This is a genomic window from Flavobacterium aquidurense (assembly GCF_001404985.1).
GTDB classification, from domain to species: Bacteria; Bacteroidota; Bacteroidia; order Flavobacteriales; family Flavobacteriaceae; genus Flavobacterium; species Flavobacterium aquidurense_B.
The window spans coordinates 266,072-280,069 of record NZ_JRLF01000015.1; the positions used below are offsets into that span (position 1 = coordinate 266,072).

At 31.2% G+C, this 13,998-nt stretch carries 8 protein-coding genes; all 8 read left to right on the forward strand.

The window, feature by feature from the left end; all coding sequences use genetic code 11:
• The first annotated feature begins 184 nt into the window (after positions 1-184).
• Positions 185-1,378 carry a hypothetical protein gene (locus RC62_RS19620; RefSeq protein WP_055098011.1) on the forward strand — a complete coding sequence of 398 codons (1,194 nt, stop codon included), beginning with the start codon at positions 185-187 and terminating at the stop codon, positions 1,376-1,378.
• A complete protein-coding gene (locus RC62_RS19625; protein WP_055098012.1) occupies positions 1,371-3,674 on the forward strand; it encodes a hypothetical protein in 2,304 nt (767 codons plus the stop codon). Before RC62_RS19620 ends, RC62_RS19625 begins: the two co-directional genes overlap by 8 nt.
• A 183-nt stretch (positions 3,675-3,857) precedes the next feature.
• Entirely contained in the window at positions 3,858-5,417 is a 1,560-nt protein-coding gene (locus RC62_RS19630; protein ID WP_055098013.1) for an ATP-dependent nuclease, read from the forward strand.
• Positions 5,402-6,439: a DNA helicase UvrD gene (locus tag RC62_RS19635; protein ID WP_055098014.1), complete on the forward strand. Its 1,038-nt coding sequence runs from the start codon at positions 5,402-5,404 to the stop codon at positions 6,437-6,439. Before RC62_RS19630 ends, RC62_RS19635 begins: the two co-directional genes overlap by 16 nt.
• A gap of 460 nt (positions 6,440-6,899) precedes the next feature.
• Entirely contained in the window at positions 6,900-8,003 is a 1,104-nt protein-coding gene (locus RC62_RS19640; protein WP_055098015.1) for a hypothetical protein, read from the forward strand.
• A gap of 1 nt (position 8,004) precedes the next feature.
• Positions 8,005-8,487 carry a hypothetical protein gene (locus RC62_RS19645; RefSeq protein ID WP_157472587.1) on the forward strand — a complete coding sequence of 161 codons (483 nt, stop codon included), beginning with the start codon at positions 8,005-8,007 and terminating at the stop codon, positions 8,485-8,487.
• 123 nt (positions 8,488-8,610) lie between these two features.
• Positions 8,611-10,761: a P-loop NTPase fold protein gene (locus RC62_RS19650; protein WP_055098017.1), complete on the forward strand. Its 2,151-nt coding sequence runs from the start codon at positions 8,611-8,613 to the stop codon at positions 10,759-10,761.
• Between the two features lie 94 nt (positions 10,762-10,855).
• On the forward strand, positions 10,856-13,798 hold the full coding sequence (locus RC62_RS19655) for a type I restriction enzyme HsdR N-terminal domain-containing protein (RefSeq protein ID WP_055098018.1): 2,943 nt from the start codon (positions 10,856-10,858) through the stop codon (positions 13,796-13,798).
• The last annotated feature ends 200 nt before the right edge of the window (positions 13,799-13,998 follow it).

Below are 13,998 nucleotides of genomic sequence, written 5' to 3' on the forward strand. Positions count from 1 at the left end.
TAGAGCCAGTTCTCATTAAAATGAATAAATATAATTGTGAACAAGTAAAATTCGTGCTTACCTTTAAAAAAAATCGCTAAATAAACTCAGCCATAAATAAAAATAGGTATTTTAATCCTGCTCTTGGTTTTAAAATATTTCTATTACAGAAACAACTAGTCTTATAGAACTTAAATTATCTAAAATGAAAAAATTAAGCAAAACACTATCTGTAAATGATTTTGAAGAACTCTACTCAGAACTCTATTCCAGCAAAAGTCCTTTTGATTTAGTTTTACCTAGTTCACTCAAAAGTCTAGATTTCGGCATCACTACCCTTTTGATACAATATATAAATACCTGGTTCCGCTTGAAATCTGGTAATTTAATTCTTGATGTAAGGGATGATCTTTCCGATCTTGAAGATATTGTAAAACAGGACTATATTTTCCCATCTTTAATAATGTCATGGGATAGAGGGATTTTTGATAGAAACAAAAACAATATCAAGTCAAGTATACGGCCATTTAATGAGCAGATTATTGAATCCATGCAGTCATTGGAAAACATTCCGCTGTTCAATAAAACCTTTATAAGACAGAAAGGCCTTAAATCACTGCTAACATGTTTTGACCATCTTCCCCCTGAAAAAGGGTACTTGGACTGTTTTTACCTAAATCAAAATTTCATACCCTCAGAGGAATATTTATCTAATTCTTTGGAAGATACTCTTGATTATGTTTTGTCATTTAACAGCAAAGGGAAACAAAATACCAAGCCAATTAAAAATGATCTGGTGAGTATAATATTTGAGCTTATGAAAAATACTCACGACTGGGCAAGAAAAGATAATAAATCAATCACTTTACGACCAAATACAAGAGGTTTATTTATCAAATTTTTAAAAGGCTCTAAGGAAAGCTATACTGAGAATTATAGAGATCACAAGGGTTTAAAAACTTATTTTGACAGTTTGATTCCAAATACTAAAAATGAAATTTATTTCATAGAAATCTCGGTATTTGATAGTGGAATTGGGTTTGTTAAAAAGTACACCTCCAGTAATGAAGATGTCGAAATTGACAGACAGGTGAAAATTATAAAGCAATGTCTAGTGAAGCACAACACTTCAGATAAAAGTTTAGAAAAAGAGAACAAAGGAATTGGATTGGATAAAATTATGCAGATCCTAAATCACAAAGGTTTATTTATAATTAGAACTTCAAATGCCTTTGTATTTAGAAATATGAAGAAAGATCCGCATATTGTAACAAATGATGAAGAGGATATTGAACTTTACGATTGGTACACTTCTTCGAATAAATCTTTTACCAAATTCACCGAATGTGTTGGGAGTAATATTACTATTGTTTATCCAATTATTATAGCTAATGAATAATTTTTATTTATATCGTTTTGTTTACGATAAGCAAAATCAAAATCAAGATGCATGTCCTTGCTCAGCCACTGTAATATTTTGTCCTGGCGAAAGTATCGATAAAAATAATTTACAAATTGAAATAAAATTATTCTATCAGAAAAACCATCACACTGATGAAATCTATGTCATTGGCGGGCGAAATATAAAAAACGAAATGACCAAAATTTTCAAAACGGAACGTGATGAAGTTTTTCAACATTTACATAAGGCTGATAAAGATTTTTTAGACCATAATTTACATCTGATAATTTATGATAAAAATGGTGTTTTAAAGAATGGCAAAAATAAGCTTGATGATGAAATTCAAGATCGATTGCTTAACGAAGGACTGCAGCATATTTTTTTAACCAGAGGCGGATTTGTAGAATCTAAAGGTGCACATCATTTTGTCTTTCCTTCTGGTAAGCATTGCAATAAATTTCTAAGAACCGGAAACATATTATTACATACTTCCGAAATATATTTTATAGCTTTTACATTATTACGCTTTTACAATGAAGAAAAACATACTCAGATTTACTGTGACACCTCATCCATAAATACTATAGCTTTTGCATTATTGGAATTAAAACGGCGTTTGATCGAAGATAACAGTTTTAAACCTGTGCCAATTGAAAGTTTTTCTTCATATGAGGGTTTACAAGATTCCAAAAATAAATATTTTGCAAATTCTTTAATATTGATTTCCGCATCAACATCCGGAAACATATTGGATAAAATAAAAAAAGCCAATAAGCTTGCAAAAAAGCAGAATATGATAATTCTATTCTTCTTAGGTAGTAGAGATGCTTACGAAACCAACTCAGAGCAAATACTTTGTAATCTGACCCATTCAGATCAAAATACAAATGGTATTCATTACTATAAAACATTTGATGAGTCAAATTGTGAACATTGCCAATCTGGTTCTTTCCCTGTTAATGTTTTGGGAGATGTGTTTCTGCTTGAAAAACCAAAAGTGAATTTGATAACTCTTGGGGTTAAAGACAGTCCGAAAGACCTCGCACGATTTGTCAAAGAATTTAAATCAATTCAATATAACACAAAAAATATATTCAAAGTATCATATAAAGAAAATGAAAGAGAAACAAATATAAAGTACGAAATCTATTTTGATTTCTATCAGGTCTTAAACTCTCTGGAATCCTATAAAGATTTTTCGAAAAAAATAGATGATTACATCAACCAATATATTCCAAGTAATACAAAATATCTGATTTATCTAAATGACAAAGGATCTGAACTGTTAGCAAATCTTATATTTGAGAAAATTAAAATAAATTATAATGAAGATAATCTGCCAGTAAGAATTTCACAAGATAAAATTAACGAAATTGAATCCTCAAAAATAGGAGCCGCCGTTGTAGTGGCATCTTGTATTTCAAATGGTAAAAATTTACTTTATATAAGCCGCTCTCTAAGAACAAATGATAATTTGCGAATAATATATTTCATTGCCTTAACAAGAACTAAAAATGAGGAGCAGTTAAATTTTCTGAAAAGCAATCTTAAACAAGGAGGTTATGGAAATGAAACAAATTCTTTTGTGAACGTTTACAATTTCTATATGATCAATAATTCAGTTGATACCACGTGGATTAATGAGATAGTATTTCTGCAAAGAATTAAGGAATATTATGACCGATCAAATGGTGACGACGAGTCAATACAAAAATTCTTAGATAATCGAATTTCAGAAATTGAAGAAGCATCAGGTGATGAAAGTAAAGGTTTAACAGACAATCTATTCTATCCCGAAATTATAAAGGGAGAGAGACAAAGGCTTAGGAAAAATTTCGCTTTTTTAAGCTTCTCGGATCTGAGCCAGGCTGATGTCTATTTTACAATAGGTTCAATAATAAACAACTTGAGAAACTCTTCTGATTTGTCAAGATCATTGATTCAGACAGAATATGTCAGAAACATTTTAGAGCCTGGAAATTTTAACCGCTTTAATGATGGAGTAATTCAAAGTTCAATTCTAAGACTTGCTACCAAAAATGAATTGTCATACCATTTAGAATACGACATTAGTAAAAATATGTTTGATATCTTGTCGATTATGATTAAAAACTATCAAACAACTCAAGCTGAGGCTCTATTTGAATTTTTATATGCTCTGACAACACAAAAAATGACTTTAAAAAAGCCACACTTAGAGAAAATATGTGGATTAATTAAAGAAAATATAAAACATAATGTATATCACTTATTTGTAGATTATATTGAAAATGAAATCCTAAAAACTGCCTAAAAGAATTATAATATTGAAGAAAATTAGCCTTTCAATTATTCGCCTCCATTCTCCAATAATGAAGTTTTAAATATTTAAAATATAAATTCCAATTATCAAATAGCCCATTCAAAACAATGTAAAGATTGAGACTAATTGGACTTTTAATATTTACACTCAAATCTTAAATCAATATCAAGAAGTATGAATCACATTTTAAAAATTAAATTAAAAAATTTTAAAAAATTCAATCATTTTGAGGTTCCTTTTGATTCAGAACTCAACATTATTGTTGGTGATAATGAATCTGGTAAAAGTTCACTTCTTGAAGCCATTGATCTGACAATGAGCGGCAGCAGACATAAGGTAGAAACTAAAGGTTTAGAAAATTTATTTAACGCCGCAGTTATTGAAAATTTCATGCTGTCGGATAGAAAATACGAAAATCTGCCTGAATTATTTGTTGAATTATATCTTAGTGACCAATTTGAACCAGATCTTAATGGCAAAAACAATTCTGACATTAAAACCTGTGATGGCATTAAATTACACTGTATTCCCAATCATAACTTAGGAAAAGAAATTAACGCAATTCTTTCTCATCCTGATGCAATTTTTCCATTTGAATTTTACTCAATTAATTTCACCACTTTCTCTGGAGATGCATATTCATCCTATAGAAAATTTTTAAGACATTTAGTAATAGACAACTCCCTGATGAGCAGCGAATATGCTATAAAGGAATATGTTCGCGTCATCTACTCGAGCATAGCGAGTCCAGTACAGAAAAGTAAACACCATCATAGCTACCGTAAGCACAAGGATGAATTCAGAAAAAACAGTCTTCAGGAATTAAATTTGAATCTTGATGGATTTGAATTCCTGATTAGAAATAATTCAAAATCAAATTTAGAGACAGACCTGGCATTATCTGAAAACAAAATAAATATTGAAAACAAAGGCAAAGGCATACAATGCTTTATTAAAACCAAATTTGCATTAAATAGAGGCAGTAATTTGATTGAAACAGTACTGCTGGAAGAGCCTGAAAATCATCTGAGCCACATAAATATGCGTAAAATGATTGATTTGATTCGATCTTCAGCTGACAAGCAGATCTTTATTTCAACCCACAGCAATTCTATTAGTGCCCGTTTAGATCTAAGAAAATCAATTCTGCTTAATAGCAGCATGACCCCTGTTCTCCTTAAAGATATTGATGAGTCCACTGCCAAGTTTTTCATTAAAGCTCCAGATAAGAATCTATTAGATTTTGTACTTTCTAAAAAAGTCATATTGGTTGAAGGAGATGCTGAATATATATTACTGGATGCGTTGCATCAGAACATCTATAAAGAGGAATTGCATGATTCAGATATCGCAATTTTATCGGCAGATGGTACCAGTTTTAAAAGATATTTAGAAATTGCCAAAATTCTGCAGATTAAAACAGCGGTTATCAGAGACAATGATGGAGAATATCAAACTAACTGCGTTGATAATTACAGTACTTTTAACAAATTTGATAATATTAAAATTTTTTCAGATCAAAATAATTCAAATAAAACGTTTGAAATCTGCATTTACAATCTTAATAAGGATCTTTGTGATAAATTATATACAACACCTGGAAGAAAACTTGAAATACAGGAATATATGTTAAAAAATAAGGCAGAAGCCGCATATACATTACTAGACAAAAAATCAGCTGAAATAAAAGTGCCGCAATATATAAAAGAAGCTTTCCAATGGATAAAAGAGTAGTATTTGCAGTAGCCGGTTCTGGTAAAACAAAACTAATAATAGATCAGCTTGTCGATAATAAAACCGCAGCTGTTATTACATACACTACAAGCAATCATGAAAATGTTAAAGATAGAATAGTAAATAAATTCGGATATTTTCCAAATAATATCAGACTTTACACTTATTTCTCCTTTATATATTCATTTTGCTATAAACCTTTCTGCCATAATCAGCTTCGGACTAAGGGAATAAATTATAAAATACAGCCAAGCCTATATCTTCAAAAAAATACTAGGGAGCATTACATTGATAAGTTCGATAGATTATATTTCTCACGAATTTCAAAATTGATACTGGACAATGGTGTTATTGATGAAGTCATACTAAGAATAGATAAATATTTTGATCAGGTTTTCATTGATGAAGTACAAGATTTTGCAAGTAATGATTTCAATTTTATTATTGCGCTAGCCAAATCAAAAACTAAAATGCTTTACGTTGGAGATTTTTTCCAGCATACTTTTGATACCAGCCGTGATGGGTCGACCAGAAAAAACTTGCATTCGGATTATCTCAATTATCAAAAAGAATTTAATAAGTCTGGAATTACTGTAGATACGATAAGCTTGCTAAAGAGCTGGCGCTGTACAATGACTATTTGTAAGTACATTTCAGAAAATCTAAAAATACCAATCCAATCGCATCATACACACGATACAGTTATTAAAGAACTTGTAGATACCAATGAAATTAAAGAAATCTTTGAAGACAATAATGTCGTAAAACTATTCTACCAAAAGCATTACTCCTACGATTGCTTTTCTAAAAATTGGGGAGACTGCAAAGGTGAAGACCGCTATTATGATGTCTGCGTGGTTCTTAATAATACTACGTATGAAAAATTCCTCCTAAACAAACTTGAAGATTTAGCTCCATCCACTAAAAACAAATTGTACGTCGCAATTTCCAGATCTAAAAACAACCTGTATTTTGTCTCTGAAAAATTATTAAAAAAAATAGCAGGTATGCAAACAAACTAAAGAAAGGGAAAAAAGAATTAAACATAAAATATAATCTAATTCTCATGCAAAATTGGTTTTAAACAAATAATAAACCTTAAAAAAATTGTAAACTGTTTTTTTTATAAATTGTATAAGTTTGTTGGCGAGCTGAGACCAATTTTAATTTTTGACCAATATTTCTAAAAAAAGGCCTTAAGCATTACAAAATAATTTGTTTTGTTTTCCTATACTATTTGCGAAAGCGCCAGTTGCAATATCTTTTCTTACATGGCTTCAAAACCACTTAAACTTTTTTTATAGATGGATTTTGAGGACTTTTAGCTGTTGGAATTATGGCAGAGAAATACCTTTCTATAATTACAGCAATAAATCTCTTCACATAGAACCATCTTAGATTTTCCATAACTTTCGATTTGTTTAATCGCTGGTCCTGAAATAATATTTCAAAAAATTGTATTATTGTATTAAATAGGATTATATGAAAAAACAATTACCAATCGTACTCTTTCTATTATTATCAGCAATCTCCAGCGCAGAGGAAAATAAAGCTATTAACCCAAATAAAACAATTTCAAATACTGCCGCTGCAGATACTAAAAGAGATACAATTATTGCTGCTATTAAAACGGCCCCACTGCTTGCTACGCATGATTCAAAGAAAACTATTGAAATAATCCTGCTCAAAGAACCAACAAATGGGACAGATTGGGCTAAGTATATTTTACCTATTGTCACTCTCTTTTTAGGAATTGCAATTAACAGATTAATCGACTGGATAAATAAGAGAAGTGCCACTGTAAGAAGTGGTGAACGATGGGTTGTTGAACTTAGAATTACAGAAGTTCTTATAAAGCAGCAAATGACAGATTTAATTGAATTTAAAGACCGCTTAAGCCTTACAGAGCTATCCATGCCTGAAATAAAGGCAATGACAAATGTGAAAGGCGACGTCTTTAAATCATTAGACAAAAATGAACTTACAAAATTTATTGAAATAAAAAACTCAAAACCACAATACAAACGAATTTTCTTTACTAAGGCTGAAAAAGAAAAAGCCTACGGCGACGTGATAAACATATCAAATTATACCCATGGCCACATTGCAATAATGGAGCATCAATTTAATCTGATTGGTGAAAAATTCAATTCATATACGAAAAGCACTTCGGAATATGTTCATTCTTTCAATCAGCATCTACAGGAATTTCTGACAGAATATGGAATGTATAATCTTAATTACGAAAAGGAAGGTGTAAATATTTTTACAGATGAAAGGACAGGTCCATTAAGTGTTTTATATGCTTCTCAAATTGCTCCTTACATGAAGACTGGCAGATATAATCCATTTAAGTTACGAGATGATTTTTTTGTACCAGCTATAACACATCTGGCACATTTTCGATTCGAAGAAAGCACTCTTCCGCTTGCCAAGTGTATTACTACCTGCTTAAATGATATTGCTGGTATTGAAATCGCAGTTGTTCACATGACTAAAAATATAAATATTATTCTGGAGCGCTATACAGAATTATTAGACTCCTTACCTAAATTAATCACTGAAATAGTTGGAAATAAAAAGTAGTATGAAATTAATAAAGAAAAAGTTTAGATTAAATGTTATTATATCCTATCCTAAACATGTAAACATCTATAGCTATCGAAACCCTATTCATGCTATATTGACGAACTTTGCATGGCTCTATAAACTTGAATACAGCATTGATCCCAGCACTAAATTATTTACTAATTTAATTGAGGCAGATTCATATTATGCAGATCCGGATATTATATATTTTCGTTCGACAGGGGAATCAGCTATTGAGCTAAAAGCTTTTCAAAAATTAATTAAAGATGTATTTAAATACAATCCAAAAATGGGAGGAGTTGAAGTCGAATACCAATTGCAAAAGGTTTTAAAAAACTATCCATTCCCCAATACTTATATAAAACCTTTAAACTACCCCTATATAGAAGTATTTGAGAACGGCAAAGGAAATATTATGATTCCAGAAGTAGAATTGCATCAGCTCATTGACCTAACAAAAGAAAAGAATACAAACTGCTAATTTACCATATTTTGATTACATATCTCTGAGAACATTTATCAAAGTTTTTTAATCAATAATAGAAATCCTCCATATAAATATTTGTAATTTTAAAATTAAAAACTAAAAAACAGAAAATAAATCATGTCGAATAATATCCATTTTTTAGATGATAATGCAATAAGTAAACCGGAACAGGATCTATTTAATTTTAAATTTTATGCAGATAAAGTTCAAAAACTTATCCAGCTAAATTCGAGTAATCCAGATCCAATCACAATAGGAATTTATGGTAAGTGGGGAGAAGGGAAAACTTCATTTTTAAATCTAATTGAAAACAAAATAGATCATTTTGAAAAAAAAGAAGGAGACAAAGAGTATTTGATTTTTCATTTTAATCCTTGGAGATATTCAAATGAAGATGAAATGATATTTGATTTTTTTGACAGTCTTGCTAAAAGATTTTATGTAGAGAAAACGACAAATACACAGAAAGTAGGTAAAGAATTGAGAAAATATGGTAGATATCTCAAAGCTATTAAAATATCATCATCGATTGGAATACCCTCAAAATTTGGAACAAAAATTACATTTGATCCAGGACTTATACTTGAAAAATTAGGTGAAGATTTAGAAGGCCAGGAAATTACATTAGAAATATTAAAAGACAAAATTAACGCTCGTTTAGTAGAGGTTAATTTTAAAGTTGTTGTTTTTATTGATGATTTAGATAGATTAGATAAAGAAGAGATTTATACTATTCTAAAATTAATTAAATTAAATGCAAATTTTAAAAATTTTATTTTTATAGTGAATATTGACGGTGATCACGTAGCAAAAGCTATAAAGAATCGTTATGGAACTAATATTATAGATGGTTATCAATTCTTGGAGAAAATCATAAATATCCCTATTCATCTTCCTAGAATTGAAAAAGAAGATTTACAATATTTTTTTGATGTCAAACTTAGATCTGTCATTGATAAATTAACTTTTCTACAAGACATAAAAGATGATACGTTAAACGATATTAGTCTTGCATTTTCTGAAGCGAACTTTGATTCTCCACGGGAAATTATAAAAGTTCTAAATAGTTTTTTAATAAGTGCTTTTGCACTTGAAAAAGAAGCAAATATCGTAGATGTATACTGGATTGAATGGCTAAAAATAAAAAATATAAAATTATATAATTGCATTAAAAACTATAAATATGACAATAGTTTTATGCCTATATTTTCTAATCAGTATCCAACAATCAACTTTAATGACGAATTTGGCATTACCAATTATCCAAATGGAACAAGAAAGAAACTAATTGATGATTTTAAGGATTATGAATGGTTTTTAGATAAGATGTTTCCTTCGAATATTAGGCCTCAAGATATCCCAAGTGATAATTTAATACCTCATATAAATCTACAGGATCATTTTGAGAAATATTTTTCATATCATACCCTTAGAAAGATTTCAAATATTAAAATTGAGAAAATTAAAAATTTCATAAAAGAAGATAAAACCGATGGAATTGCGGATATAATTTTAGATTTTATAAATAATGGTATTGAAGAGCACAAAATAATTTATAAAATTGAATCTTTAATAACTTCAGTAGGAGTTGATGAAGGTCGAAATTCATTTTATATTTTTCTATTTGAAAAATATATGCATTCTAGTGGTATATTTAATGATGGTAACAAGATTCGTTTAATTGAATCAATCTCCAATGTCTTAGATAAAGATGTCGAGAATAATAATGAGTCAATTTCACTGGAGTTAGCAAATAAACTTAATGTAAATCAATTATGTCATTTTACAAGAAAATTTGATAATTCCAAATCTTATAAAAAAGACTTAGAAAAGCTCATTGCAGCAAAAGCCCAAAGTACTTTTAATCTTGAGAATCTTGTATATAAAGATCCCTTAAATCCAACTAATCGAATGATTATGCAACATTGGAAATTAGCTGATAAAGATGCTTATGATAATTATATGGAATCAACACTTTTAGATGAAAAAAACATCCGCCTTTTAATTCGAAATTTTCCCACTTATTGGAATTCATCTTTTTTTGGTCCGTTAGATGCAAGTAATTACGACTACTTAAAAAATCTCGCGAATGTAGAATTGATTTATAAAAAAATTAATGAATTCAATCCCGATTTGGTAAATCAAATAAATCCGCAAAATTATAATTTCCCTGACATCGAATCTAATACCGAAGAGCAAAATTTAGAGCAATTTATTTATTGGCATAAAAAAAATAAGGAATCTGGAACTAAAACAGGAGCGCTCTAGAGTTATTAAATAATTCATCATAATTTGTTACCCAGAAAGCGAATTAAAAAGAGGCTTATCAAATCGACAGAGAATTAAACAGATTTAAGTACTTATGAGCGAATTTGACATTACGGGCAAAATTCTATTGCCATATCTGAAAGATTTAGGAATCGATTCTTCAGAAATATCCTTTGAAGATTCCTTTACCATACGTCTTGGAAGAAACAAGCATGCAACAGGCAGATCAGATATGCTAGTCAAAAGACATGGAAGGAATCTTTTTGTCATTGAAGTAAAAGCTGACTCGAAACAGCTTACGGATGCAGATAGGGATCAAGGAATTTCCTACGCAAGACTACTGGATGAAATAGCTCCTTTCACCATAGTTTCAAATGGGATTTCGACTAAAATATTTGACTCCATTACAAAAGAAGAACTATCAGGGACCATTTCAGAAAAATCTGCCTTTTATAAAAATGGATATACCTTGTCTACAGATGAAGAATTAAAGCTTAGATATGAGGCCCTTAAGAACTTCATTGCAATGTCTCCTGAAAACCTGAAGATCTTCTGCGAATCAAATGTTAATGACCGGATGGGCATGATCATTGGCGATTCCAACAGTCGCTATGCGAAATTTATACAAAAATTATACGTTCAGCGAAAAGCGCTGATAGACTCATTCGAAGTCTTTATGGCTTCCGGTGATTCTGTCTTTGGTCTAGTGGGCGATGCGGGGGTGGGCAAAACTAATACGATGTGCTCCCTAGCCCTACAGAAACTGGAAGATTCCTTCGTATTTTTCTACAACTGCGCCATCATTACTTCTCCCTGCAAATGCATTGCACAGGATCTCAACATTACTTTTTCTACCAAGACAGAAAAAGATGTTGCGCTGAAAAAACTTGATGAATTGGGCCGTTATGCAGATAAGACCATTCTCATATTCATCGATGCTGTTGATGAGAGCACCAATCCTAACATAGCCCAGGAATTAAGCGAAATGGCTCTAATTGCAAAAAATGCTGATAAAATAAAGATTATTATCAGCTGCAAATCCAATATCTGGAATAACGTTCTGAAAATCAAAAACAAACCTACGCGATTATATGACGAGATAGACAGCTTCCACAATTATAACAGCAGTTTGGAAAACCCCGGATATCACTTAACTGAATTCTCCGATGAGGAATTAACCTCAATTCTTCCCCTGTATCAGAAAGAATTCGATTTAAAAGGTGAAATTTCGGATGAACTCCTTCCTGAACTAAAGAACGGGTTCTTTTTAAAGATATTCTGCGAAGTCTACACTGGAAAACAGATTCCGCGAAAGGTCAGCGACAGAGAACTTATCGCAAAATACTTGAAACAAACCCTTGAAGAAACTGAGATAGGCTACGAGGCTGGAACAAGAACACTTTCCGCCATAGCAAACCTATTGATGAATTATACATATTCTCATACGGAAATTCATAAAAATGATGGTATCGATGTGAACCATATCGTTGAAAGATTAAACTATTCTCTGGACCAGAAAATACCCGAAGATCTTTTCACCCGAAACATCCTAATCAGATCCAACAAAGAGGAATTCTACAATGTTTCATTCTATTACTCGAAAATCCGTGATTATATTATCTGTTTCCTTATTCATAAATTGGATAAAAAAAGCAATGCAGATTTTTATGATCTCCTCACCTATTTTTATCAAAATCATATTGGTAAAAGCGCCTTGGACTTCTACGTCGAAAATGCATCTCAATCCCATAAAAATACACTGATTACATTTAAAAAAGACAAGTGTCTTTCATACCTTTCTGCCTACAATTCTTATCTGGATGAAAACTTTTCCACTTTCAAAGAAAAGTTCGCTCCACATACAGCAGGTGAAATCGGTATTATCCTGCCCGAAGATCTCATTAACGGCGATGGCTACGCTTTCTTTCCACTGATGGAAAAGCGTAATTCCAACGTGGTATATCTTGATCTCCGCAAGCCGTTAGATGCTCCTTTTAATAGCAATCCATTTTTACAAACAGGTGCTAAATCCTATACTACAAGCAATATCTCCCTATTGGCAGAAGACCATGATAAGATTGTTAAGCAGGCTATCTTTAGCCAGCTCAGAGAAATAATCGGTAAGGAGATCATCGACACTTTTACTCCGGATGTCCTTCTATTGGAGCAGCTGGCAGCCATAGTATATCACTACAATGAAGAATTAAACTACCGCACCAAAATTGACGATTATTACATGCCGCGATATGAGGAAATTTACCCAATTGACCTTTTGGATTTGAAAAACAGAATAAACCTATTTAAGATCAGGGAGCATTATAAATACAAAAATGTTACAAGTGAGGAACTAGCACAGCTTATTGAAAAAACTATAAGGGAAAATCTGCCAATTCCTAAATTTACAACAAAAGGGCAGGTTCCTCCATTTGAGGGACTTTCAAAAATAGTGGATATGCTACTAGCAAAAGGATATCGGCAGATTGACGAACACTATCTACCACTGCCCGATATTTCCATAAAGGAAACAAAAGAAATGTACCAACTGAACAGACTGCAGAACTCAAACCGCATACGGACGGTACAGTTCAGTGAAAGTCAGGCCAAGGAATATACTACCAGCTTCTTCAGGCATCTGGAATACTGTTACAAAGAATTTGTGGAATACAGCTTTCCGACTTTAAAAGATTCTTTTAAATTCTATAATACCATGCCACACGAGTACATTGTTTACCTTAAAAACGCTGACATTCTTCAGTGGGGCGGCGTTGGTTATCGGCAAACGCAGAGCGGTAGTTTTGCTTTTTATTTCAAAGATTTAGAGGCGGAAGAAAATGCATTTATTGAAGAAAGCATTATAAGCATAAGGCATTTTTCAATGGAATCAATACTAAAGGTCAATGAGTCATATCGATATAATGTCCAAGTGTTCGAAGGAATAAGCGCTTCAAAACTTGAGGAAAACTGTATTATAAGAAGCTGGTTATACAAAATGCTTGAAAGTGACATGGACGATATACTAAAAATGCATGAGCATTAAATTTTGGTTTAAAAATGTAGAAGCATTAGAATAAGTAAACAAATTATTCAGCATCTGCATTTCTAGACATTTACGAACAAGCACTGCCACAAAAAGCGGCTAAAACGAAATGAATAATGCTAATTCTTGTAGCTAGTTCTTACTTAAATTTAAACGTATGTTGTTTCCTTTAAATACCAGCTGACAGAACCATTTTTGTA

Excerpts from the sequence above, each read along its gene's own strand:
- RC62_RS19620 (WP_055098011.1), top strand. The coding sequence starts at position 185 with ATGAAAAAATTAAGCAAAACACTATCTGTAAATGATTTTGAAGAACTC.
- RC62_RS19625 (WP_055098012.1), top strand. The coding sequence starts at position 1,371 with ATGAATAATTTTTATTTATATCGTTTTGTTTACGATAAGCAAAATCAA.
- RC62_RS19630 (WP_055098013.1), top strand. The coding sequence starts at position 3,858 with ATGAATCACATTTTAAAAATTAAATTAAAAAATTTTAAAAAATTCAAT.
- RC62_RS19635 (WP_055098014.1), top strand. The coding sequence starts at position 5,402 with ATGGATAAAAGAGTAGTATTTGCAGTAGCCGGTTCTGGTAAAACAAAA.
- RC62_RS19640 (WP_055098015.1), top strand. The coding sequence starts at position 6,900 with ATGAAAAAACAATTACCAATCGTACTCTTTCTATTATTATCAGCAATC.
- RC62_RS19645 (WP_157472587.1), top strand. The coding sequence starts at position 8,005 with ATGAAATTAATAAAGAAAAAGTTTAGATTAAATGTTATTATATCCTAT.
- RC62_RS19650 (WP_055098017.1), top strand. The coding sequence starts at position 8,611 with ATGTCGAATAATATCCATTTTTTAGATGATAATGCAATAAGTAAACCG.
- RC62_RS19655 (WP_055098018.1), top strand. The coding sequence starts at position 10,856 with ATGAGCGAATTTGACATTACGGGCAAAATTCTATTGCCATATCTGAAA.